24 protein-coding genes and 3 tRNA genes are annotated in these 22,770 nt (G+C 40.0%); 10 read left to right on the top strand and 17 right to left on the bottom strand.

All coding sequences use genetic code 11. The features are described 5' to 3' along the window. Positions 1-681 carry a M15 family metallopeptidase gene (locus AC979_RS08955; protein WP_049373896.1) on the top strand — a complete coding sequence of 227 codons (681 nt, stop codon included), beginning with the start codon at positions 1-3 and terminating at the stop codon, positions 679-681. Between the two features lie 40 nt (positions 682-721). On the opposite strand, the gene rapZ is transcribed toward AC979_RS08955, so the two are convergent. The 6 genes from rapZ to yjgA form a co-directional block, all read right to left on the bottom strand. Further along, positions 722-1,579, bottom strand: a complete 858-nt coding sequence (gene rapZ, locus AC979_RS08950) for an RNase adapter RapZ (RefSeq protein ID WP_014065069.1) — start codon at positions 1,577-1,579, stop codon at positions 722-724. Between the two features lie 31 nt (positions 1,580-1,610). After that, positions 1,611-2,129 carry a PTS IIA-like nitrogen regulatory protein PtsN gene (gene ptsN, locus AC979_RS08945; protein WP_049373895.1) on the bottom strand — a complete coding sequence of 173 codons (519 nt, stop codon included), beginning with the start codon at positions 2,127-2,129 and terminating at the stop codon, positions 1,611-1,613. A gap of 3 nt (positions 2,130-2,132) precedes the next feature. Next, entirely contained in the window at positions 2,133-2,858 is a 726-nt protein-coding gene (gene lptB, locus AC979_RS08940) for an LPS export ABC transporter ATP-binding protein (protein ID WP_049373894.1), read from the bottom strand. A 3-nt stretch (positions 2,859-2,861) separates the two neighbouring features. After that, a complete protein-coding gene (gene lptA, locus AC979_RS08935) occupies positions 2,862-3,380 on the bottom strand; it encodes a lipopolysaccharide transport periplasmic protein LptA (RefSeq protein ID WP_005696469.1) in 519 nt (172 codons plus the stop codon). Further along, a complete protein-coding gene (lptC, locus tag AC979_RS08930) occupies positions 3,361-3,969 on the bottom strand; it encodes an LPS export ABC transporter periplasmic protein LptC (protein ID WP_049373893.1) in 609 nt (202 codons plus the stop codon). The genes lptA and lptC overlap by 20 nt, the downstream gene beginning before the upstream one ends. A gap of 81 nt (positions 3,970-4,050) precedes the next feature. After that, positions 4,051-4,587, bottom strand: a complete 537-nt coding sequence (gene yjgA, locus AC979_RS08925) for a ribosome biogenesis factor YjgA (RefSeq protein WP_014065072.1) — start codon at positions 4,585-4,587, stop codon at positions 4,051-4,053. An 88-nt stretch (positions 4,588-4,675) separates the two neighbouring features. Here yjgA and pmbA point away from each other — a divergent pair, with 88 nt between their 5' ends. Then, positions 4,676-6,031 carry a metalloprotease PmbA gene (pmbA, locus tag AC979_RS08920; protein ID WP_049373892.1) on the top strand — a complete coding sequence of 452 codons (1,356 nt, stop codon included), beginning with the start codon at positions 4,676-4,678 and terminating at the stop codon, positions 6,029-6,031. Positions 6,032-6,234: 203 nt separating this feature from the next. Continuing rightward, entirely contained in the window at positions 6,235-6,774 is a 540-nt protein-coding gene (gene hpt / locus AC979_RS08915; protein ID WP_049373891.1) for a hypoxanthine phosphoribosyltransferase, read from the top strand. A 68-nt stretch (positions 6,775-6,842) separates the two neighbouring features. On the opposite strand, the gene der is transcribed toward hpt, so the two are convergent. The 4 genes from der to dnaQ form a co-directional block, all read right to left on the bottom strand. Next, positions 6,843-8,363 (bottom strand): ribosome biogenesis GTPase Der, encoded by a 1,521-nt coding sequence (gene der, locus AC979_RS08910; RefSeq protein ID WP_049373890.1) that lies wholly within the window; start codon positions 8,361-8,363, stop codon positions 6,843-6,845. Positions 8,364-8,474: 111 nt separating this feature from the next. Continuing rightward, positions 8,475-8,551, bottom strand: a tRNA-Asp gene (locus AC979_RS08905). A 27-nt stretch (positions 8,552-8,578) separates the two neighbouring features. Continuing rightward, a tRNA-Asp gene (locus AC979_RS08900) sits at positions 8,579-8,655 on the bottom strand. A gap of 87 nt (positions 8,656-8,742) precedes the next feature. Further along, positions 8,743-9,504 (bottom strand): DNA polymerase III subunit epsilon, encoded by a 762-nt coding sequence (dnaQ, locus tag AC979_RS08895; protein ID WP_049373889.1) that lies wholly within the window; start codon positions 9,502-9,504, stop codon positions 8,743-8,745. Positions 9,505-9,563: 59 nt separating this feature from the next. On the opposite strand from dnaQ, the gene rnhA reads away from it, so the two are divergent. Beyond that, positions 9,564-10,025, top strand: coding sequence for a ribonuclease HI (rnhA, locus tag AC979_RS08890; RefSeq protein ID WP_049373888.1), 462 nt, complete (start codon positions 9,564-9,566; stop codon positions 10,023-10,025). A gap of 24 nt (positions 10,026-10,049) precedes the next feature. On the opposite strand, the gene tesB is transcribed toward rnhA, so the two are convergent. The 4 genes from tesB to AC979_RS08870 form a co-directional block, all read right to left on the bottom strand. Next, entirely contained in the window at positions 10,050-10,910 is an 861-nt protein-coding gene (gene tesB / locus AC979_RS08885; RefSeq protein ID WP_049373887.1) for an acyl-CoA thioesterase II, read from the bottom strand. Positions 10,911-10,966: 56 nt separating this feature from the next. After that, positions 10,967-12,058 (bottom strand): redox-regulated ATPase YchF, encoded by a 1,092-nt coding sequence (gene ychF / locus AC979_RS08880; protein WP_005698295.1) that lies wholly within the window; start codon positions 12,056-12,058, stop codon positions 10,967-10,969. A gap of 67 nt (positions 12,059-12,125) precedes the next feature. Beyond that, on the bottom strand, positions 12,126-12,710 hold the full coding sequence (gene pth / locus AC979_RS08875) for an aminoacyl-tRNA hydrolase (RefSeq protein ID WP_014065080.1): 585 nt from the start codon (positions 12,708-12,710) through the stop codon (positions 12,126-12,128). A gap of 60 nt (positions 12,711-12,770) precedes the next feature. Continuing rightward, the gene (locus tag AC979_RS08870) at positions 12,771-13,187 is read right to left on the bottom strand and encodes an EamA family transporter (RefSeq protein ID WP_049373886.1); all 417 of its coding nucleotides are present in this window, start codon (positions 13,185-13,187) and stop codon (positions 12,771-12,773) included. A gap of 81 nt (positions 13,188-13,268) precedes the next feature. Here AC979_RS08870 and AC979_RS08865 point away from each other — a divergent pair, with 81 nt between their 5' ends. From AC979_RS08865 to miaB, 6 genes are all read left to right on the top strand, one after another. Next, positions 13,269-13,595: an RnfH family protein gene (locus AC979_RS08865; RefSeq protein ID WP_005696455.1), complete on the top strand. Its 327-nt coding sequence runs from the start codon at positions 13,269-13,271 to the stop codon at positions 13,593-13,595. A gap of 5 nt (positions 13,596-13,600) precedes the next feature. Continuing rightward, positions 13,601-14,812 (top strand): cupin domain-containing protein, encoded by a 1,212-nt coding sequence (locus AC979_RS08860; protein WP_049373885.1) that lies wholly within the window; start codon positions 13,601-13,603, stop codon positions 14,810-14,812. Continuing rightward, positions 14,812-16,131, top strand: coding sequence for an exodeoxyribonuclease VII large subunit (gene xseA, locus AC979_RS08855; RefSeq protein ID WP_049373884.1), 1,320 nt, complete (start codon positions 14,812-14,814; stop codon positions 16,129-16,131). Before AC979_RS08860 ends, xseA begins: the two co-directional genes overlap by 1 nt. Before the next feature lie 160 nt (positions 16,132-16,291). After that, positions 16,292-16,915: an ADP-ribose diphosphatase gene (gene nudF / locus AC979_RS08850; RefSeq protein WP_049373883.1), complete on the top strand. Its 624-nt coding sequence runs from the start codon at positions 16,292-16,294 to the stop codon at positions 16,913-16,915. A 7-nt stretch (positions 16,916-16,922) separates the two neighbouring features. Then, complete coding sequence (cpdA, locus tag AC979_RS08845) at positions 16,923-17,747, top strand: 3',5'-cyclic-AMP phosphodiesterase (protein ID WP_049373882.1); 825 nt, start codon at positions 16,923-16,925, stop codon at positions 17,745-17,747. Positions 17,748-17,898: 151 nt separating this feature from the next. Further along, complete coding sequence (gene miaB, locus AC979_RS08840) at positions 17,899-19,323, top strand: tRNA (N6-isopentenyl adenosine(37)-C2)-methylthiotransferase MiaB (RefSeq protein ID WP_049373881.1); 1,425 nt, start codon at positions 17,899-17,901, stop codon at positions 19,321-19,323. Positions 19,324-19,459: 136 nt separating this feature from the next. Here miaB and AC979_RS08835 read toward each other — a convergent pair. From AC979_RS08835 to mobH, 3 genes are all read right to left on the bottom strand, one after another. After that, positions 19,460-19,535 (bottom strand) — tRNA-Lys (locus AC979_RS08835). A gap of 265 nt (positions 19,536-19,800) precedes the next feature. Further along, positions 19,801-20,757, bottom strand: a complete 957-nt coding sequence (locus AC979_RS08830; protein ID WP_065420565.1) for a tyrosine-type recombinase/integrase — start codon at positions 20,755-20,757, stop codon at positions 19,801-19,803. Then, complete coding sequence (gene mobH, locus AC979_RS08825; protein WP_065420569.1) at positions 20,726-22,624, bottom strand: MobH family relaxase; 1,899 nt, start codon at positions 22,622-22,624, stop codon at positions 20,726-20,728. Before mobH ends, AC979_RS08830 begins: the two co-directional genes overlap by 32 nt. Positions 22,625-22,770: the final 146 nt, after the last annotated feature.

Below are 22,770 nucleotides of genomic sequence, written 5' to 3'. Positions count from 1 at the left end.
ATGAAATTAACGCCAGAAATGTTAACCGGCAAATCTCGTGAACATTTGATCAATTTGCCTACACCTCATTCTCCAAATCATTTTTTGCAAGCTGAGGCAATGAAAGCATTTCAAGGATTGCAGCAAAGTGCGGTCAAAAATGGCTTTAATTTGCAACCCGCGAGTAGCTTTCGTGATTTTGAACGTCAACAACTCATTTGGAACGGTAAATTTAACGGTGAACGCAAGGTTCATGATGATGTGGGAAATCCATTAGATTTAGCGTTATTAGATGATTGGCAAAAAGCACAGGCCATTTTACGTTGGTCAGCGCTTCCAGGGGGAAGTCGTCATCATTGGGGAACAGAAATCGATATTTTTGATCCTGATCTTTTGCCTCAAGGTCAATCTTTACAACTTGAACCTTGGGAATATGAAAAGGGTGGTTATTTCTTTGAACTTAGTGAATTTCTCACTGAAAATCTACCGCACTTTGATTTTGTTTTGCCATTTATAATTCAGCCAGAAGGTAAAAAAATTGGCCGAGAGCCTTGGCATATTAGCTATTTACCGTTGGCAGAGCAGGCATCACGATTATTTACGCCAGATGTGCTATTGCAGGTTTGGCAGCATGAAACCGTGGCTGGAAAAGAAACGTTAATTGCACATTTGCCTGAGATTTTTGAGCAGTATGTGGTTTAATAAAAAACGCAGCAAGTCGCTGCGTTTTTTTATGGTTTGATTAATTCTTTTTATTCTTTTCTAGGGATTTATGCTGAATTTTCACATTCTTGCCTTTGGCTTGGAAATATTCACCAATTTGTTGAGCAATGTAAACAGAACGGTGTTTACCTCCTGTACAACCGATGGCTATGGTGAGATAGCTTCGGTTATTTTGCTCTAACATCGGTAACCAGGTTTCGATGTAATTACGCGTTTGGTAGATAAAATTATTCACTTCATCATGTGCAAGTAAAAATTGTGCAACAGGTTCATCAAGCCCCGTCATTGGACGAAGTTCTGGGTTCCAGTGCGGGTTAGGTAGAAAACGCACGTCAAAGACATAATCCGCATCAAGCGGAATGCCGTATTTAAAGCCAAATGACTCAACCACGATTTTAAGTTCTTTATCCGTATTACCACGTAAAACTTCTCTTAAACGTTCAGATAACGAATGAGTAGAAAGTGGTGCGGTATCAATAATAAAATTAGCATGTTGAATTAAAGGCTCAAGCTGTTGATATTCTAGGTCAATCGCTGATTCAAGTGGAAGATCTTGCGCTGAAAGGGGATGAAGACGACGTGAATCGCTGTAACGACGAATAAGTGTACTACGATCGCTGTCCAGAAAGATGATTTTGACGGAATAAGTAGCTTGAATATCTGTCAGGATTTTGTCTAAATCAGCACTTGAATGGGGAAGATTTCGAATATCGAGGCTGATGGCAACAGCCGTTTGAGTTTTGGCGAGAATATTGGTGAGTTGAGGAAGTAAATCGAGAGGGAGATTATCCACGCAATAATAGCCCATATCTTCCAAAGCTCGTAATGCGACCGATTTCCCTGCGCCGGAGCGACCACTGATAATAATAATTTCCATCTGCGTGATTCCTTATGGTTAGTTGGTTAGGTTATACCTCTGGAGGTTCAATATTATCTAAATTTGTGTCATCTTCAGATTCCTCTGAATGATCGGCACATTCAAAAATTTGCCAAATTTCATCCGCACTTTGTGCTGAACGAAGTTGTTTAATTAAGTTTTTATCAGTTAATTTTTCATTGAGTTCTGCCAGAACAGGAATATATTCTTGGCAGTGATTTTCGGGTACGAGCACAGCAAAAACGATATCTACCGGTTTATTATCGGCGGCATCATATTCGACAGGCGTTTCTAATTGCATAAATACCGTTAGGATCTTATCTGATACAGTAGCAGGTAACTTGGCTTTAGGCATAGCGACACCATTGCCTAATCCTGAATTACCTAATTTTTCCCGTTCAAATAAACATTCAAAACATGCTTGTTCACCATTTTCGCAGTGAAGTTTTTCCACAACGAACGCGGCAATAGATTCAAATAATCGTTTCTTGCTAGAAAAAGCAACCCCCTGACGAATATCATCAGGGGAGAGCAGAGTCGTAAATTTCATAGGTTATAGTTTAAATTGTTCGCCTAAATAGACACGTTTAACGTGCTCATCATTCATGACTTTTTCCGGTGTGCCGGTCGCGATAATTTTCCCTTCGCCAACAATGTAAGCGCGTTCACAGACATCAAGGGTTTCGCGTACGTTATGGTCGGTAATTAACACGCCTAAACCACGATTGCGGAGATCCGTGATGATTTTCTTAATATCCGTCACCGAAATAGGGTCAACACCCGCAAAAGGTTCATCTAATAAAATGAATTTAGGATTTGCCGCTAAGGCGCGTGCAATTTCCACTCGACGACGCTCACCACCAGAAAGCGATTGTCCCAGGCTATCACGAATATGGCTAATATTGAACTCATCAATTAACTCATCCGCTCTCTCTCTGCGTTGCTCTGCAGTGAGATCTTTACGAATTTCTAATACCGCCATGAGGTTTTCATACACCGTTAAACGACGGAAAATAGAGGCTTCTTGTGGTAAATAGCCAATTCCTCTGCGTGCACGTTCATGCATAGGTAATACGCTAATATCATCGCCATCAATGGTGATTTTTCCCTGATCGTGACGCACTAAACCGACGACCATGTAGAAAGTAGTTGTTTTGCCCGCACCATTTGGACCTAGTAGGCCAACAATCTCATTGGAGTTTACGGTTAAACTCACATCAGAAACTACTTTTCGGCTTTTATAGCTTTTTGCGAGGAATTCAGCTTGTAATACAGACATCGGTTATTTTTTACCTTTTTGTTGTAATTGGGTTGGAATTAAGACGGTTTGCACACGCGATTTTCCATTACCATTGGCTTTTAACTGTTGTTTTTTCACATCATAAGTGATGCGTTCACCATTAATTTTGCTATCTAATTGTTTTAATTCAGCATTACCGGTCAATGTTAAGAATTCAGTGCCTAAATCGTAGTGAACTTTATTCGCTCTACCGTCAACAGGTTTACCATCATCAAGTTGCTGGTGGAAGGTAACAGGGCTACCAAATGCTTCAACAGTTTCTTTTTTACCTGAATTTTCTGGTGGGCGAGTAATGACCACTTTATTAGCTTTAATCAAAATGGAACCTTGCGTAATTACAACGTTATCCGTAAAGGTTACGACGCTGTTTTCCATATCTAAAGATTGATTATCTGAGACAATGTTAATCGGTTTATTTGTATCGTCTTTTAACGCAAAAGCAGATAAAGACGTCATCATTAACGCCGTTAAAAGCAGAATTTTATTGTTTGTTGATTTCATAATATGTTTTTACCTGTTCCTTTAGAGTTGCAACTTGCTGACGTAAATTTCCGACTAACTTCAATCCACTTGAGTTAAAGTTTAATCCGTTAATTTTTACTTGCGTATCGGAAGTAATGTCTTGTGTCTTTAAATTAATAACAGCCGCTTCGGTCTCAACACGTTGTAGGCGAGATAAAGGGTCAAGACTCTCGGCAACTACACCACCTTCAAGATAGAGCATTTGATCTTTTGTTAATTTTGCCTTTTTCGCGCTAAGCTTCCAATTTTGTTTTTCTAATTGAATTTTATCGGTTTTCGCTTCTTTGTCTTTATTATCTAAAGAGACATCAAAAAGATAGACTAACGGTGAAATAAAATCCGTATGACCGTCTTGTGTGTAATATTCCACTTTATCGGAAATCGCGAGATATTGCTTTTTACCTTCAGGCGAGAATACGGTAGTTTCCATTTTGTTACCGACGTATTCTGGGCTATCAGGCTTTTTAATTAGGCTTTGTAAATCGCCATGATCTTGATCAAGCGAATAATACCAGCCTAATAAAGCCAGGGCGATGACACCTAAAATAATATTCCAACGAATATTCATAAATAACGTTCTTTCCTTCTTAAAAGGGTAACTAATCATAGCACTTTTTTGACCCAAAGTGCGGTCAAAAATAGCCGTATTTTAGTCTTCTAAAATGAGTGTTTTTAAGATCTGATAAATTTCGCGATAAGCTTTTGACGGCTTATTTTGTTCCTTCTCTTTTTGTGCTGCACGAATCAAATTACGTAATTGTTGGCGATCCGCAGAAGGATGTTCATTTAACAAATCAGTCAGTGCTGCATCACCTTTCGCAACTAATTCATCACGTAAGATTTCCAACTTATGCAGCATCGCTTGTTGTTGATTATGTTTGTTTTCAATTTTTTCTAAAGCTTCACGAATAGGCTCTGCATCAATTGAGCGTAAGAGCTTTCCAATATATTGCAATTGGCGACGACGCGCCTCTTTTTGCAGGCGTTGCGCTAATTCAATGGCATCTTTCAAGCTATCGTCTAGTGGAACCTTAGTCAGATTTGCTTTGGTTAAGTTCACCAATTTCTCGCCGAGCTGTTTTAAATCTTCAGCGTCGCGTTTGATTTCACTTTTGCTTACCCAAATAATCTCTTCTTGGTCTTCATCTTCCCAATCAAAGGCTTCTTTTTTCTTACGTTTTGCCATTCTGTTACCTTATGAAAAATTTGGTGCATTTTAGCATAAACTTTCAAAATAAGATAAAATGGCGCAAATTTTTAATAGGATTATTACCATGAAAACAGCAGAAAATTTAACCGCACTTTTAAAATCTCAAGAGCAAACATTGCGTGATGCAGTCAGTTTTGCGATTGAAACCGCCCAGAAAGCGGGCGCCACCGCTGAAGTAGGTGTGACAAAAGTGAGTGGTTTATCGGTTTCAACCCGTCTGCAAGATATTGAAAATGTTGAATTTACTAACGATGGGGCATTAGGTATTTCCGTTTATTTAGGCCAACAAAAAGGTAATGCCTCTACTTCAGATTTAAGTGAAGAAGCGATTAAAAACACCGTTGAAGCCGCGCTCGCTATTGCAAAATATACCTCACCAGATGATTGCACAGGGCTAGCAGATAAAGAACTAATGGCTTTTGAAGCGCCCGATTTAGCACTTTATCATGGGGCAAGTGTTGATGTTGAACAGGCTACAAAATTAGCTTTAGAGGCTGAAAAATCAGCGTTGGAATATGATGCTAAAATCGTGAATAGTAACGGTGCAAGTTTTAATTCACATACTGGCGTGCGTGTTTATGGTAATACGCACGGCATGCTACAAAGTTACTTATCTAGCCGTTATTCTTTATCTTGTTCGGTGATTGGTGGAGAGTTAGATCAACTGGAAAATGACTACGAGTACACGGTTTCACGTGAGTTTGATTCGCTTTCTTCAGCGGATTGGGTAGGGCAGAATTGTGCGAAAAAAGTGATCGCGCGTTTAAATCCACAAAAATTAACAACACGTGAAGTGCCCGTGATTTTCTTAAATGATGTGGCAACAGGATTAATCTCTCATTTAACGGGGGCGATTAGTGGCGGTAGCTTATATCGTAAATCCAGTTTCTTGCTTGATCATCTTGGAAAACAAGTATTGCCAGATTGGTTCCAAATTAGTGAGCGTCCGCATTTGTTAAAACGTTTAGCCTCTACGCCTTTTGATAGCGAAGGGGTGCGAACACAAGATCTTGAAATTATTCAAGATGGCGTGTTGCAAACCTATTTGCTCACCAGTTACAGCGGTAGAAAAATGGGCATGCAAAGTACTGGTCATGCAGGTGGTATTCACAACTGGCTTGTAAAACCAAATTTAATGGGGGGATTGACCGCACTTTTACGTCAGATGGACACTGGTTTATTGGTTACCGATGTCATGGGGCAAGGCGTAAATATTGTAACCGGTGATTATTCCCGTGGTGCAGCCGGTTTCTGGGTGGAAAACGGTGAAATCCAATATCCTGTTGCTGAAATTACTATTGCCGGTCAATTACAATATATGTTGAAAAATATTGTGGCAGTAGCAGATGATGTTGAGCATCGAACCAATATCCAAACCGGTTCAATCTTACTCGACAAGATGAAAATATCAGGGAATTAATAAATTTTATAAAAATGATAATAATTCTTATTGACAGATGATTTCTTTCTGCTACTATACGCACATCTGTTTCGTAGCGATTGCAGGTTGCTTCAACAGGTAGAGTAGAAAGTAAATTCGTTAGGGTTAAAAAGGCTGAAGGTTTAAACTTCAGCCTTTTTTATTGTAGAATACGCAAACGATTAAATTAAAAAGGAAAGACCATGAAAAAACACCATGTCGATATTATGATTTCAGAAGCGGATGTCCGTAGTCGCATAGCTGAACTTGGCGCGGAAATTACGCGTTTTTATCAACAAAAAGCCATTGATAAACTGATTGTTGTCGGGCTTTTACGTGGTTCATTTATGTTCATGGCCGATCTCGTGCGTGAATTAAAATTACCAGTAGAAGTCGAGTTTATGACCACTTCAAGCTATGGTAGCGGAATGACAAGTAATCACGATGTGAAAATTACGAAAGATCTTGAAGGCGATATTCGTAATGAACACGTGCTAATTGTTGAGGACATTATTGATACAGGTTATACCCTTGAAAAAGTGCGTGGCATTTTAAATTTACGCGATCCTGCAAGCTTGGCGATTTGTACCTTATTAGATAAACCTTCTCGCCGAGAAGTGGAAGTGCCCGTTGAATGGATTGGTTTTTCTATTCCGGATGAATTTGTTGTCGGCTATGGTATTGATTACGCTCAACGTTATCGTAATCTAGGCTATATTGGTAAAGTGGTTATAGACGAATAATTTATTTTTTCAATAAAAAGAGCGGTCAAAATTCACAATGATTTTTGACCGCTCTTTGTTTGCTAAGATTAGCGTTTCGCTTTTTTGATAAACTTCATCAAGCGTTTACGTTTACGTAATTGGTTTGGTGTGAGTTTATTTTTTCTACCTGCAAATGGGTTTGAACCTTCTTGGAATAGCAAGCGAATTGGCGAACCAATAATTTTCAAACTCTTACGATAATAATTAGATAAATAACGTTTGTATGAATCCGGTAGTTTATCCATTTGGTTACCATGCACCACGATAATTGGTGGATTATAGCCACCTGGGTGAGCGTATTTTAATTTAATGCGACGTCCGCCAATCATTGGTGGTTGATGCTCATCCGTTGCCATTTGTAAAATACGGGTGAGAAGGGAAGTCGTCATTTTTTGTGTCGCACAAGCATAAGCTTCTTTAATCGAATCAAAAAGATTCCCCACGCCACTGCCGTGTAAAGCAGAAATAAAATGCACACGGGCAAAGTCGATAAAATCTAAACGGCGATCTAATTCAGATTTAACGCGATCTTTCACATCTTGATCTAAGCCATCCCATTTATTTACGACGATCACCAGTGAGCGACCTGCATTTAAGATAAAGCCAAGTAGAGAGAGATCTTGATCTGAAATGTTTTCACGTGCATCAATGGTGAGCAATACCACGTTTGCATCTTGAATCGCCTGTAATGTTTTGATGACAGAGAATTTCTCAACGGCTAAATGCACTTTACCACGTTTACGCACACCTGCTGTATCAATTAAGGTGTATTGCTGACCATCGCGTTCCATTGGAATGTAGATACTGTCGCGTGTTGTGCCTGGCATATCGTAAACCACCACGCGATCTTCACCTAAAATACGATTGGTTAATGTCGATTTACCGACGTTTGGACGGCCTACAATCGCAATTTTGATATTTTTATCTTGTTCGTCTTCAAGCTCTTCGTCCAATGCATCATCAATTAATGACGTATCTTCCTCTGAATCGAAGTCAAATTCGTGATCCCATTCATCTTTTTCTTCTTCATTAGAAGTGCGGTCATTTTCCGCTTCATTTTCTTGTAATTTTTCCGCTAAAGGGGCAAGTACTTGCTCCATCAATTGGGTTACACCACGACCTTGTGATGCGGCAATTTGTTCAATTTCACCTAAGCCTAATTGATAAAATTCCGCACAGTGTGAGTCTGCATCAATACCGTCAGTTTTATTTGCCACCACGACGGTTGTTTTATTAGTACGTTGGCGTAAGTAATTAGCAATACCAATGTCTGCTGCTGTTAAACCTGCGCGCGCATCCACTAAGAAAAGTACCACATCGGCTTCTTCAATCGCTAATAAGGATTGTTCCGCCATTTTTTCTTCAACACCTTCTTCAGTGCCATCAATACCGCCGGTATCGATCACAATGAAATCATAGCCAGAAATATTGGCATGACCGTATTTACGATCTCGGGTTAAACCAGGGAAGTCTGCGACAAGCGCATCACGAGTACGGGTTAAGCGGTTGAATAGGGTGGATTTACCTACGTTTGGGCGACCCACTAAGGCAACGACAGGAGTTGTCATAAAAATATCTCTGTAAAGTGTAAATTTGGTTAATTATAGCGAATGTTGGCTGGCAGGTAAAATTCGGGCATAAAAAAAGCACCTTCAGGTGCTTCATTATCTCGGCTTAATTGGCGGAATGGACGGGACTCGAACCCGCGACCCCCTGCGTGACAGGCAGGTATTCTAACCAGCTGAACTACCACTCCGTGAGTATATTAAGACAAGTTTTAAATTGGCGGAATGGACGGGACTCGAACCCGCGACCCCCTGCGTGACAGGCAGGTATTCTAACCAGCTGAACTACCACTCCGCTAAGTGCTGGGTATAATAATGATGAACGTTAAAACCGTCAATCTTTTTTTTCTTTTTTATGTTTATCTGATTAATAGATAACCGATTAATGTGAGGCTTCGTCACCCGTACGAATCGACCAAAAACATTTACCGTCGCTTTTTTTATTGACCAATTTAAGGAAATCTAAATGGGCTTGGAGTTCATCATCAGTGGGTTGTAAGACTTTTAAATTTTGCGAAAAATTGACCGCACTTTGAAGATCTTGAATATTGCCACTAGCTTGGATCATCGAACTATCCGCATGCTCTTCATCAAATAGACTGGTTTGCCCGCCCGTCATGGATAAATAAACGTCGGCCAAAATCTCCGCATCCAGTAACGCCCCGTGGAGTGTTCGTTTGCTGTTATCAATGCCTAAACGATCACACAATGCATCTAAGCTATTACGTTTGCCGGGATACATTTGGCGCGCCATTTGCAACGTATCGGTGACGAGGCAAATGTCGGTTGTTTTAATATCTAACCCAAGTTTACGGAATTCATAGTCCATAAAGCCCACGTCGAAGGGTGCGTTGTGAATCAGTAGTTCCGCCCCACGAATATATTCAATAAAGTCTTGTGCAATCGTTTTGAAATCCGGTTTATCTGCCAGCATTTCATCCGTAATACCGTGAACTTTAATGGCATCAGGATCAACCAAACGATCCGGCTTAATATAAATGTGAAAATTATTACCCGTGTATTTACGGTTGATCATTTCCACCGCGCCAATTTCAATAATGCAATGTCCTTCGTAATGCGCACCAATTTGGTTCATACCGGTGGTTTCAGTATCCAGTACAATCTGGCGATCCGGATTTATCATTGTTCTACCTATTTGTTTCCTTTAAAATACTGCCTATTTTACACAAGCTCGAATTAGTTATGCAAAAACAGATTGAAATTTTTACGGATGGATCTTGCCTAGGTAACCCGGGAGCTGGTGGCATAGGAATTGTCCTTCGCTATAAACAGCATGAAAAACATATTTCAAAAGGGTATTTCAAAACCACCAATAATCGCATGGAATTACGAGCTGTGATTGAGGCCTTAAATAGCTTGAAAGAGCCTTGCCATGTAACGCTTTATAGCGATAGTCAATATATGAAAAATGGCATCACACAATGGATTTACAATTGGAAGAAAAACAATTGGAAAGCGAGTACGGGCAAAGCGGTAAAAAACCAAGATTTATGGATTGCGTTAGATCAGGCGATTCAAACCCATAACATTAATTGGCAGTGGGTGAAAGGGCATTCTGGCCACCGTGAAAATGAAATTTGTGATGAATTAGCGAAACAAGGCGCAGAAAACCCAACTTTCGAAGATATTGGTTACGAAGGCTAGTCTGCACCTTGTTTTAAAGTGCGGTTATTCTTGATAACGAATTAACCCTTCCTGCTGTGTGGTGGCAATTAATGTGCCATCTGCAGCAAAAATTTGTCCTCTCGCTAAACCACGTCCGGCAAAAGCATTGTTACTTTCAATGGCATGTAAGTGCCAATTATTTAAATTGAAGGGGCGGTGGAACCAAATGCTGTGGTCGATTGTAGCCACTTTCATTCCTTTCTGTAAAAAGCCTTTCCCATGTGGGTGAAGTGCGGTCAAAATACAGTGGAAATCAGAAAAATACGCTAAGAGACATTGTTGTGTCTGCAAATCTAATGGCGCTTCGCCATTGGTTTTAAACCAAGCATATTGTTCAGGTGGCAGTTCACGGCCATCAAATGGATTGTTCAAATATCGGCTATGAATCTGAAATGGTCGTTCTTGGGCAAATTTTTCACTCAGGCTTTCAGGCAAAGTTTGCGCCACTTTTAACATCATTTCGTGCTCATCAATACATTGTTCAGGGCCTAGCACTTGCGGCATGGCTGATTGATGGTCGAAGCCTTCTTCAGGGACTTGAAATGACGCAGTGACGTGGCAAATCACATTTTTATGTTGAATGGCTTTTACGCGTAATGCAGAGAAGTTGCGACCTTCACGTAAGGTTTCCACATCGTAAATAATCGGGTATTGGCTGTCGCCTGGTGCTAAAAAGTAAGCATGGCAAGAATGGAGTACGCGCTCAGGCGGGGCAACTTGCATCGCGGCAGAAAGCGATTGTGCCACGACTTGACCGCCAAACACTTGACGAAAACCTAAGTCTTCACAGGCTCCGCGAAAGATAAGATCATCAATTTTTTCTAATTTTAACAATTCGATGAGTTGATTTAATTTGTCCGACATTATTTTTCCTTTTATATATACAAAAAGACCGCATAGTTATGCGGTCTGAAGTGTTTTTATACGTTAAAGCGGAAGTGCATAACATCACCATCTTGGACGATGTAGTCTTTACCTTCTAAGCGCCATTTACCCGCTTCTTTTGCTCCGTTTTCACCTTTGAATTGGATGAAGTCATCGTAAGCAATTACTTCTGCACGGATGAAGCCTTTTTCAAAGTCTGTGTGGATGACAGCAGCAGCTTTAGGGGCGGTTGCACCAACTGAAACTGTCCATGCGCGCACTTCTTTTACGCCTGCAGTGAAGTAGGTTTGAAGGTTTAATAAGGCATAACCTGCACGAATTACACGGTTTAAGCCTGGTTCTTCAATGCCAAGATCTTGTAAGAATTCGATTTTTTCATCGTCATCAAGTTCCGCAATTTCAGCTTCAATCGCCGCACATACAGGCACCACAACAGAGCCTTCTTTTTCTGCAAACTCACGTACTTTGTCTAAATACGGGTTATTTTCAAAACCGTCTTCATTCACGTTCGCAATGTACATGGTTGGTTTTAATGTGAGGAAGTTATAGCTTTTAATTGCTAATAACTCATCTTTATCTAAAGGAACAGAACGAATCATGCCTGCTTCAGAAAGTACAGGAAGGATTTTCTCCATCACAGAAAGCTCAAATTTTGCGTCTTTATCGCCACCTTTTGCACGTTTTTGTAAACGTTGGATGGCTCGTTCACAGCTGTCTAAGTCAGCAAGGGCTAATTCGGTATTGATGGTTTCGATATCGCTTAATGGATCGATTTTACCCGCAACGTGCACGATGTCATCATTTTCAAAACAACGAACAACATGGCCAATTGCATCAGTTTCACGGATGTTAGCTAAGAATTTATTCCCTAAGCCTTCACCTTTACTTGCACCTGCAACCAAACCAGCAATATCCACAAATTCCATGGTGGTGGGCAACACACGTTCAGGTTTAACAATTTCCGCTAACGCATCTAAACGCGGATCCGGCATTGGTACCACACCAGTATTTGGTTCGATTGTACAGAACGGATAGTTTGCCGCTTCGATACCGGCTTTGGTTAATGCATTAAAAAGGGTAGATTTACCAACGTTTGGCAAACCAACGATACCACATTTAAATCCCATGATGTTTTCCTTATTTTGAGCGTAAGTGCGGTTAAAATTTATGGTGTTTTTTCACCGCACTTTTGAGTTAAATTTTAAAACTGTTTAAGCGATTGGTGGCTTTCACCATGCCTTCTTTGAAAAGCAATTCAATGCAATCGGTGGCTTCGTCTAACGCTTTATCGAGTGCTTCTCTTTCTGCAGGCGCAGGTTTGTTAAGCACAAAACCTGAAACTAAATCACGGTGTCCAGGATGGCCAATGCCAATGCGTAAACGATAGAAATTGTTGCTGTTACCAAGCTGTGCCACGATATCTTTTAAACCATTGTGACCGCCATGTCCGCCACCTTGTTTTAATTTTACGGTGCCCGGCGGTAAATCTAATTCATCGTGTAGCACTAAAATTTCTTCTGGTTTGATGCGATAAAAATTAGCAAGTGCACCTACGGCTTTTCCGCTTAAATTCATAAACGTCGTCGGCACTAAAAAACGCACTTCTTTGCCATTAATTAGTGTTTTTCCTACATAACCGAAGAATTTATTTTCTGCATTAAGCGAAACATTAAAGCGACGAGCTAAACGCTCAATCAGCCATTCACCTGCATTGTGGCGAGTTTCCGCATATTTATCGCCAGGGTTTCCCAGCCCCACGATGAGTTTAATTTCAGACATAGTTTTCTGCTTGAATAAAAATAGTGGCGTATTGTAGCGAAAAAGGGCTAATTTCTCAATCTATAAGGCTAAGACTAAAACGCCCGAGAGAATTAATAGACTTCCTATGACTAATTTCATGCTTAAGGGTTCTCCTAACAAAACTACGCCTAAAATAATGGCAATGACCACACTGAGTTTATCAATGGGCGTAACCCAAGAGGCGGGCGCCATTTGTAACGCACGATAATAACAAAGCCAAGATAGGCCCGTAGCAACACCAGAAAGAATTAAAAAGGTGAGTGGTTTTGCGGCGATATGTTGTGGCAGTTGCCATTCATTGCGGGCACTAATGATGCCAGCTGTGACCAGTAAAACCACAATTGTACGGATAAAGGTCGCGAGATTGCTGTTAATGCCTTCAACCCCTAATTTTCCTAAAATAGCGGTAAGCCCAGCGAAAAAGGCTGAACCGATAGCAAAAAATACCCAATTCATGATGAACTCCTGATTTTATCGTTAATATTGACCGCACTTTTCCGCTATAATAACGGAAAACTCATCAAGACAGAATAAGACATGAACCAAATTAATATTGAAATCGCCTATGCCTTGCCGGATCGTTATTATTTGAAGTCCTTCAAAGTGGATGAAGGCACGATGATCCAAACGGCTATTTTACAATCAGGCATTTTGCAACAGTTTACCGAGATCGATTTACGTGAAAATAAAGTGGGGATTTATTCCCGTCCTGCAAAATTAACGGATCAATTAAAAGATGGCGATCGTATTGAGATTTACCGTCCATTATTAGCGGATCCTAAAGAAATTCGTCGTAAACGAGCAGCAGAACAAGCCAAAGCTGCACAAGAAAAAGCCCAACAAGAAAAACAGGAAAAGGAGTAAAAAAAATGACCGCACTTTCCAACCAATATTGTCTGCCTGATGGCATTACCCCTGAAATTTTCCTGCGTGATTATTGGCAGAAAAAACCATTGATTATTCGTAATGGTTTGCCTGAAATTGTTGGCCAATTCGAGCCTGAGGATATTATCGAATTAGCACAAGGCGAAGATGTGACTGCACGTTTAGTGAAAACCTTTTCAGATGATAATTGGAAAGTGTTTTTTAGTCCGTTATCTGAAGAAGATTTTGCAGATGTACCCGAGAAATGGTCGGTGCTCGTCCAAAATTTAGAACAATGGAGTACAGAACTCGGTCAGCTTTGGAATAAGTTTGGCTTTATCCCACAATGGCAACGCGACGATATTATGGTGTCCTATGCACCTAAAGGTGGTTCCGTTGGTAAGCATTATGATGAATATGATGTATTCTTGGTACAAGGCTATGGTCATCGTCGTTGGCAGTTAGGCAAATGGTGTGATTCTTCCACTGAATTTAAACCGAATCAGCCGATTCGTATTTTTGACGATATGGGTGAATTGGTGATTGATGAAGTGATGAACCCAGGTGATATTCTTTATATTCCGGCTCGTATGTCGCATTATGGTGTGGCAGAAGATGATTGTTTGACTTTTTCTTTTGGCTTGCGTTACCCGAATTTAGCTGACATTTTTGATAACGTGAATAAAGCGTTTTGTCATCAGGATCCTGAATTGAATTTAAGCGAATTCCAATTACCGTTACGCTTAACGCAATCAGAGCAGAGCACGGGCAAGTTGGCAGATGAAAATATCCAAGCAATGAAAAAGCAATTCTTAGCGAAATTGGCAGAGTCAGAAGCCTTTGATGCCTTGTTCAAACAAGCGGTAGCAGGCACAGTGAGTTCACGTCGCTATGAAATGTTAGTATCCGATGAAATGTCCGATCCTGACGAAGTGCGGTCAATTTTAGAAGAGGAACAAGGTGTGTTAATGCAGGACAATAACTGCAAATTACTTTACACCGAAAATCCGCTCCGCATTTATGCGAATGGCGAATGGTTGGATGAAGTGAATGTTATTGAAGCGGAAGTGTTGAAACGCCTTTCTGATGGTGAAGCGCTAGATTGGGCATTCTTAAATAATTTAGTGAATGATACGGAAGATCCTGAAAGTACAATGGAATTATTACTTGATTCGATTTGTAACTGGCTAGATGACGGTTGGGTGTTGATTGAATAATGTCTGAAAACATTTACTCCGTTTCCCAGCTTAACAGCGCCGCTCGCCAAATGTTGGAAGGGAATTTTTCACAGATTTGGCTTACAGGGGAGATTTCTAATTTCACCCAACCTGTGTCGGGGCATTGGTATTTAACGCTGAAAGATGAAAATGCCCAAGTTCGCGGTGCGATGTTCCGCATGAAAAATTTGCGGGTGGGATTTCGTCCGCAAAATGGTATGCAGGTCTTGGTGCGGGCGAATGTCAGTTTATATGAACCTCGCGGTGATTATCAGCTGATTATTGAATCCATGCATCCTGCTGGCGAAGGATTATTGCAACAGCAATTTGAAGCGCTAAAAATGAAATTGGCGGCTGAAGGGGTGTTTGCACAAAACTTGAAGAAAAGCTTGCCGGACTTTGCTAAAGCGGTGGGGATTGTTACCTCTTCGACTGGCGCAGCGTTGCAGGATATTCTGCATATTTTGGCTCGCCGCGATCCGAGTTTAAAGGTTGTGATTTACCCAACGGCAGTGCAAGGAAAAGAAGCAACGACTGAAATCGTCCAAATGATTGAACTCGCCAATGCTCGTCAAGAAGTGGATGTATTGATCGTCGGTCGAGGTGGTGGTTCCTTAGAAGATCTTTGGTGCTTTAATGAAGAAGAAGTGGCGCGTGCTATTTTCCGTTCTAATTTACCGATTATCAGTGCAGTCGGTCACGAAACGGATGTTACCATTGCAGATTTTGTAGCTGATTTACGAGCGCCGACACCGTCTGCAGCGGCAGAGTTAGTGAGTCGCAATCAGCAGGAATTACTTCAACAGTTAGCCTATAAACAACAGCGTTTGGAGATGGCGTTAGATCGTATTTTTAGTCATCAACAACAACGTTTACAACAGTTACGTTTACGTCTGCAAAATCAACATCCACAAAATCAATTATTGATGCAGAAAGCCAGAACAGAACAATTACATCATCGTTTAGTTTTGGCAATGCAGCGCCAAGTGGATAAAACGCAACAAAAATTGACCGCACTTTCAGCTCGCTTAAAACAAAATCCGTTGCTTTATCGATTGCAAAAACAATCCCAATATTTAGCTCAGTTACAAGTGCGGTTAAATTTAGGGGCGAATCGTCAAGTCACGGAACGTCAAAATAAATTGGCGACATTGTGTGGTAAGTTAGATGGATTAAGTCCATTAAAAGTATTGGCTCGAGGATATTCCATCGCAGAAGATGCCAAAGGACATGCTATTGTGAGTGTGAAACAAGTCAAAACGGGCGATACGATTAAAACGAAGGTGGCAGATGGGGAAATAACCAGCCGCGTTTGTTAATTCAGATAGATTCTTAATGTAAACCTATGATGAATAAGAAATCATCATAGGTTTTCTTTTTTTGTGACCGGCTTCAAAGTTTCAACAAAAAAATAGAGGGTTCAGTTTTTTTTATTTTTTTATGGGAGTATTATGCGACCTCGATACTAGGAGAGTAATGATGTCAGAAATTCAACAGTTTAGTCAGCATGATATAGAAGTTCTTAATGAAGAAACTGTTTATAAAGGTTTTTTTACACTTAAGAAAGTACAGTTTAAACATAAGCTTTTTGCCGGTGGAGAAAGTGGTGTCGTGACAAGGGAGTTGTTGGTCAAAGGTGCTGCTTCTGCAGTGATTGCTTACGATCCGGAAGAAGATGCAGTGGTTTTAGTTGAGCAAGTACGTATTGGTGCATATCAGCCTGAAGCAGCTCGTTCCCCTTGGTTATTAGAATTGATCGCCGGGATGGTAGAAGAGGGTGAACAACCTGAAGAAGTCGCTTTGCGTGAAAGTGAAGAGGAAGCAGGCGTATCCGTTCAAGATCTCACACATTGTTTAAGCGTGTGGGATAGCCCGGGCGGTGTCGTCGAACGTATTCATTTGTTTGTCGGACGAGTAGATAGCTCGCAAGCCAAGGGACTTCATGGTTTAGCTGAAGAAAATGAAGACATCCGTGTTCATGTGGTGAAACGTGAGCAAGCCTATCAATGGATGTGTGATGGCAAAATTGATAATGGCATTGCAGTAATGGGCTTGCAATGGCTTCAATTAAATTACGCCCAATTGCAGCAACGCTGGCAATAGGAGTCTCATGAGCAATACATTTGAATACGAACCCGCGAGTGAAGTTGTTAAATTATTACAAATTACCGATCCTCATTTGTTTAAAGATACAAGCAAAGACTTATTAGGTATCAACACGCACGAAAGTTTTTCTCAGGTGTTAAAAGAAATTCAGTTGGAGTCTTTTGAGTACGATGTCGTGCTTGCAACAGGGGATTTGGTACAAGATAGTAGCGACGAAGGCTATCTGCGATTTGTTGAAATGGTTAAACCGTTAAATAAGTCAGTATTTTGGCTTCCGGGTAACCATGATTTTCAACCCAAAATGGTCGAGCATTTAAGCCAATCGCCTATTAATGCGTCAAAACATTTACTTCTAGGCAAACATTGGCAAGTGATTTTGTTAGATAGCCAAGTATCCGGTGTGCCTCATGGTGAATTGAGCGCTTATCAGTTAGATTGGTTAAAAACAAAATTAGCGGAAAATCCAGCGCGTCATAGCTTAGTCGTCTTACACCACCACCTATTGCCAACGAATTCAGCATGGCTTGATCAGCATAATTTGCGTAATGCGCATGATTTTTCAACCGTTCTTGCTCAATTCAACAATGTAAAAGGGATCTTATACGGGCATATTCATCAGCAGGTTGATAGCTATTGGCAAGGTTATCAAACCATGGCAACACCCGCGACTTGTATTCAATTTAAGCCTGATAGCAATCATTTTGCGTTAGATACATTACAACCAGGCTGGCGTGAAATTGAACTACATCCAGATGGGCGAATTGAAACGAGAGTAAAACGAATCAAACAAAAAACATTCCTACCGAATATGGAGGAAGACGGATACTAAACAAAGTGCGGTTAAAATTCAGGTGATTTTAACCGCACTTTTTCTATACCGAAATGGGTAAAAGTCCATTTTACACTAGCCAGAATTCCCACAAATCTGTACAATAGCCGACCGATTTTATCTTTTTACTAATCTTTATTTTTTAAGCAATATGACGCAAAAATTACATATTAAAACATGGGGCTGTCAGATGAATGAATACGATTCATCAAAAATGGCCGATCTTCTCTTAAATACACATGGTTTGGAATTGACAGATATTCCAGAAGAAGCAGATGTGTTACTTCTTAACACCTGTTCTATCCGTGAAAAGGCACAAGAAAAAGTGTTCCATCAGTTAGGTCGTTGGAAAGAATTAAAAAAACAAAATCCAAACTTAGTGATTGGTGTGGGCGGTTGTGTGGCTTCACAAGAAGGTGAGCATATTCGTCATCGAGCACCTTATGTGGATATCGTATTTGGTCCGCAAACTTTACATCGCTTACCAGAAATGATTAACCAAATTCGTGGCGGTAAAAGTTCGGTGGTGGATGTGAGTTTCCCAGAAATTGAGAAATTTGACCGCTTACCAGAGCCTCGAGCAGAAGGTCCAACCGCGTTTGTGTCTATTATGGAAGGCTGTAATAAATATTGTACTTATTGTGTGGTGCCTTATACCCGTGGTGAAGAAGTGAGCCGTCCTGTTGATGATGTGTTATTTGAAATTGCGCAGTTGGCAGAGCAAGGTGTACGTGAAATTAATTTATTAGGCCAAAACGTAAACGCATATCGCGGCCCGACATTTGATGGTGGTATCTGTACATTTGCGGAATTATTACGTTTAGTGGCATCTATTGACGGTATCGACCGTTTACGTTTTACTACCAGCCACCCCATCGAATTTACAGATGATATTATTGATGTGTATCGTGATACGCCTGAGTTGGTAGACTTCGTACACTTACCAGTACAAGCTGGTTCAGACCGTATTTTAACGATGATGAAACGTGGTCATACCGCGTTAGAATACAAATCAATCATTCGTAAATTACGTGCGGTGCGTCCAAATATTCAAATCAGCTCAGATTTCATTGTTGGCTTCCCGGGTGAAACCAATGAAGAGTTTGAACAAACAATGAATCTCATCGCGCAAGTTAACTTTGATATGAGCTTCAGCTTTATCTATTCCGCGCGCCCAGGCACACCTGCAGCTGATATGCCAGATGATGTTACTGAAGAAGAGAAAAAACAACGTCTCTATCTTTTACAAGAGCGTATCAACCAACAAGCGGCACAATATAGCCGTCGTATGCTTGGCACAGAGCAACGTGTATTGGTAGAAGGGCCGTCTAAGAAAGATATTATGGAATTAACAGGACGTACTGAAAACAATCGTATTGTGAATTTCCAAGGCTCACCAGATATGATTGGTAAGTTTGTCGATATCAAAATTACGGATGTTTATACTAACTCTCTGCGTGGCGATGTCGTGCGTACTGAAGAGCAAATGGGATTACGTATTGCACAATCACCACAAGAAGTGATGAACCGTACTCGTAAAGAAGATGAATTAGGCGTAGGACGTTATCACGGCTAACCATTTAAAATGAATATGGATAAGTAACCGTACGAAAGTGCGGTTATTTTTTATGTGTTTTTAGAAAAAGAGAGTAGGAAGTCTTTCTCCTAAATTTTAGGCATAAAAAAACACCCCTTAAGGTGCTGATTTAAAGTGGTGGGTCGTGAAGGATTCGAACCTTCGACCAACGGATTAAAAGTCCGCTGCTCTACCGACTGAGCTAACGACCCACTGGTATGATTTTGAAATGGTGCCCGAAGCCAGACTTGAACTGGCACGCCTCGAAAGGCGAGGGATTTTAAATCCCTTGTGCATATACAACATCATCCACAAGACTGCATTTTAGCAGAATTAAAGAAAGAAGAAGGTATATTACAACAATACACCAATATGTTAATTGCTAACATATCCTTACTTGTTGCAGAGTATAACAAAAAAACTGTAGATGTAAAGCCTCTCACGAAAAAAAATAGTGTCCGAAGGCACTATTATAATTTATAGCATCTCTACACAATCTCTTAGCATATCAACATTATGTTGAATATAGGTTAGTGTGACTGATATATTTTTATGTCCTAATAGCTTTTGTACTATGTAAACATTATCAGGATTTTTCATTAGCCGAGTTGCTGCGGTATGTCGAAAACGATGTGGTGATAAGGTAAAGTGCAAGTATTGAGATAGTATTCTGAAAAAATGGGACAACTGATCTTGGCTCATTGCACCATGATGACAACGTGTAACTTGTGAAAATAAGTTTATGTTGAATAATTGTTGGTCATTTGGGGAACCTAGTCTGAAGTGTTCAAACAGTAATTTGTCCAGAGCGTGATATAATCGTCGATTGATAGGCACTTCATAATATGAATGGTTTTTATTTATTTCCGATCGTACACAGATAACCCTATTTTTCATATCTATGTCACCTAATGTTAGTTTTAATAGCTGTCCTCGTCTTATTGCGGTATATCTCAATGTAAAAATTAATGCTTGAGTAAACCACCATGGCTGTAGGTATTGGGGAATATCATTACGTTCAATAGGATTTACCAGAAAGTGATCTAATTTCTCTAGCTGCAAGTCTAGAAAGGTTTTTCGCTTATTTTGTCCGGACGTCACCTTTACATGCGAAAAAGGATTGTCTTTCCGGTTTAGTAAGTTAGATTCCAACCCAAAACTATATAATGCATGTAAATGAGTAACATTATTATTCCAAGTAATAGGTTTTATTAATCCTGAACCTAGTCTTAGCTTTCTCCAAAGAATAACTTCTTCACGTGATAAATTATCCGGCAGGATATCTCCGCTAAATTTTAATAACTGATTGACAACTTTTAGATATCCTTTTTGAGTCTCCGCTCTATGGCATTTTTCAAAGAAAAATCGTTCGAGTAATGATTTAAAGGTAACATTACTTTTATTAAGTGCTTTGGCTACTTTGCAATTCTTCATTTTGATTCTCCTTTAACGTAAGATACATATTGTCCAATGGTACCTTACCATCGGAGAAGAAGAGTGAAGTGTCTTCTATTAAATAACCTTTAATCTCTGATTTTTTACGTGGACCGGCGACATTACATGTCCAAATATTTAATCCGGTGTCACCATTTTTCCCTGGCTGTTTCTTGTGTAGTTTTAAGCGTTGAAATTCGTTCTGTAAAGCCTTCCACACAGTTTTATCCTTCTGTCCCAGTTGTTCAAGAACAAATTGCTGAAATATGGCCGGAGAGGCTAAAAAAACATTACCTTTTACCATATGTATTTTGGCGTTGCTCGAATTTAGTTCTAATTTATTGGTAGCCAAAGAATCACGTATCCAGGAAATTAAGTTATTTGCTGTAATTTTGCCTACTTCAAAGTTACTGTCCCTTTTATTTTGAGGGATGTCATCATCTTTATATAGATTATGATGTGCGGATTCTAAGCTCTCATCCTTTTCTTTTGCAATTCTATGTGATGTAGTTTCCATTTGTATCTCTTGTGCTTGTGGAGTAGCTTGGGAATTCTGCACATCTTGTCCTATAGATAGTAGGTCTAAGGTAAATGCATAATCATCTTCATCATTTTTATTTTTTTCTTCGACAGGTAACGAATCTTCAGTAACTTCTAAAACTACATTAGTCTGTTCTATAACCTCACTTAACATATTTTCCGTTTCTGATTCGTTTTTATCACTTAATGGAATTACTGTGCCATTAAACATTTCAGGGCGTTGATCAAAATTTTCCCAGACTAGACTAGGTGAAATTTTTAGTAGAGTGAATTCTGTATTAGGAACCCATGTATCCGTCGCTACTTTACAACGCCAAACAGCTCGATCATCAGGCGTTGGTTCTATTAATCTGTGGGACTGCATTTCATCAAATAATCGACTATTTTGAGATGCAACGCTTATGCCTTGCTGCATCAGATATGCGCGAATTTTGTCTGTGACATTTTTACTAACAAGCCATAAGGCATCTTGAGTTAACCAACCGTCTGCGCCGGGAGTATTAAGTTTCAGGTCTTGTGTTAGTAAATGTCGTAACGCAATGAGAATTTGCTTCGGTAATGATGTTTGCGGACGGTCGTGCAGTTTATTAATATCACCACCTAAATTGTTTGCCACGCTAGCCTGATCTGCACGTTGAATTATTTCTCCTAAGATACCGGCCTGATCATAATGGCCGCTAGCAAAATACATTAAAGATGCAAAAACATCTGGATATTGAGCCAGCCAATTTAATGCAAATTTAGGCAATAAATGTTGAGCTAATAATCCTCCCATGGTTGGGTGCAGGTGGTAATCTCGATTTTTGATATACTTAAATCGATAATTCTGCCCCAGTTCAAACAAATTTTTATTGTCCCAAGCAAACCATGGTTGTCCATTCTTAGTTTCAATTTCTAAATCAACGGCAATTTTACCAATGTCATGCAACAGCGCGCCATAAAGTATGGCCGCAGTCCAAGCCTCCGCTTGTTTTGATTGTTCTTCCGGAGGAGCACCAGGAGGTAATAAATAACTCTGTCTTAATTTTGCAGCAAATGATATGACCTCCAGTCCATGATCAAGCATACCTCCTAAGTGTGCATGATGATGGCTTTCAGATGCGGGTAAGTTTTGTACTAGTTCAGCATATCGTTCGATTGGTTGTCGATATAGTTTGTTAAATAAATCTTGTGACATTGATACTTTTTGCCACAGTATTGATAGCAGTTTTTGTCGAAGGGGGGTATCCAATAAAGTGTTAGCGGGCATTGGAGTTATCCAGCCGTCGTCATTGATTAATGTTACAGTATCTTGTTGTTTTTTACGTTTGAATGGCCAAAATTTCATTTTCATATTGAATCTGCTACAAAAAATATATTGCTAAAACTGTATCAGTCTTTATCAGGAAAAAAAGCATAAACTGTTTTTGATAATAAAACAGTTTATGCTTTTTTGACCTTTTTAGCCATTTCTGCCTTTAGGGCCTTTTCGGG

Source organism: Parahaemophilus parainfluenzae, assembly GCF_001053575.1.
Classification (GTDB): domain Bacteria; phylum Pseudomonadota; class Gammaproteobacteria; order Enterobacterales; family Pasteurellaceae; genus Haemophilus_D; species Haemophilus_D parainfluenzae_S.
The sequence above is the reverse complement of the archived record's forward strand: the minus strand, read 5'-3'. Positions and strand labels throughout refer to the sequence as shown.

Excerpts from the sequence above, each read along its gene's own strand:
- ychF (WP_005698295.1), bottom strand. The coding sequence starts at position 12,058 with ATGGGATTTAAATGTGGTATCGTTGGTTTGCCAAACGTTGGTAAATCT.
- dnaQ (WP_049373889.1), bottom strand. The coding sequence starts at position 9,504 with ATGATAAATCCGGATCGCCAGATTGTACTGGATACTGAAACCACCGGT.
- mobH (WP_065420569.1), bottom strand. The coding sequence starts at position 22,624 with ATGAAATTTTGGCCATTCAAACGTAAAAAACAACAAGATACTGTAACA.
- hpt (WP_049373891.1), top strand. The coding sequence starts at position 6,235 with ATGAAAAAACACCATGTCGATATTATGATTTCAGAAGCGGATGTCCGT.
- AC979_RS08865 (WP_005696455.1), top strand. The coding sequence starts at position 13,269 with ATGAACCAAATTAATATTGAAATCGCCTATGCCTTGCCGGATCGTTAT.
- der (WP_049373890.1), bottom strand. The coding sequence starts at position 8,363 with ATGACAACTCCTGTCGTTGCCTTAGTGGGTCGCCCAAACGTAGGTAAA.
- yjgA (WP_014065072.1), bottom strand. The coding sequence starts at position 4,587 with ATGGCAAAACGTAAGAAAAAAGAAGCCTTTGATTGGGAAGATGAAGAC.
- miaB (WP_049373881.1), top strand. The coding sequence starts at position 17,899 with ATGACGCAAAAATTACATATTAAAACATGGGGCTGTCAGATGAATGAA.
- lptA (WP_005696469.1), bottom strand. The coding sequence starts at position 3,380 with ATGAAATCAACAAACAATAAAATTCTGCTTTTAACGGCGTTAATGATG.
- cpdA (WP_049373882.1), top strand. The coding sequence starts at position 16,923 with ATGAGCAATACATTTGAATACGAACCCGCGAGTGAAGTTGTTAAATTA.
- lptC (WP_049373893.1), bottom strand. The coding sequence starts at position 3,969 with ATGAATATTCGTTGGAATATTATTTTAGGTGTCATCGCCCTGGCTTTA.
- AC979_RS08870 (WP_049373886.1), bottom strand. The coding sequence starts at position 13,187 with ATGAATTGGGTATTTTTTGCTATCGGTTCAGCCTTTTTCGCTGGGCTT.
- lptB (WP_049373894.1), bottom strand. The coding sequence starts at position 2,858 with ATGTCTGTATTACAAGCTGAATTCCTCGCAAAAAGCTATAAAAGCCGA.
- pth (WP_014065080.1), bottom strand. The coding sequence starts at position 12,710 with ATGTCTGAAATTAAACTCATCGTGGGGCTGGGAAACCCTGGCGATAAA.
- pmbA (WP_049373892.1), top strand. The coding sequence starts at position 4,676 with ATGAAAACAGCAGAAAATTTAACCGCACTTTTAAAATCTCAAGAGCAA.
- AC979_RS08860 (WP_049373885.1), top strand. The coding sequence starts at position 13,601 with ATGACCGCACTTTCCAACCAATATTGTCTGCCTGATGGCATTACCCCT.
- rnhA (WP_049373888.1), top strand. The coding sequence starts at position 9,564 with ATGCAAAAACAGATTGAAATTTTTACGGATGGATCTTGCCTAGGTAAC.
- nudF (WP_049373883.1), top strand. The coding sequence starts at position 16,292 with ATGTCAGAAATTCAACAGTTTAGTCAGCATGATATAGAAGTTCTTAAT.
- xseA (WP_049373884.1), top strand. The coding sequence starts at position 14,812 with ATGTCTGAAAACATTTACTCCGTTTCCCAGCTTAACAGCGCCGCTCGC.
- ptsN (WP_049373895.1), bottom strand. The coding sequence starts at position 2,129 with ATGAAATTTACGACTCTGCTCTCCCCTGATGATATTCGTCAGGGGGTT.
- AC979_RS08955 (WP_049373896.1), top strand. The coding sequence starts at position 1 with ATGAAATTAACGCCAGAAATGTTAACCGGCAAATCTCGTGAACATTTG.
- rapZ (WP_014065069.1), bottom strand. The coding sequence starts at position 1,579 with ATGGAAATTATTATTATCAGTGGTCGCTCCGGCGCAGGGAAATCGGTC.
- AC979_RS08830 (WP_065420565.1), bottom strand. The coding sequence starts at position 20,757 with ATGAAGAATTGCAAAGTAGCCAAAGCACTTAATAAAAGTAATGTTACC.
- tesB (WP_049373887.1), bottom strand. The coding sequence starts at position 10,910 with ATGTCGGACAAATTAAATCAACTCATCGAATTGTTAAAATTAGAAAAA.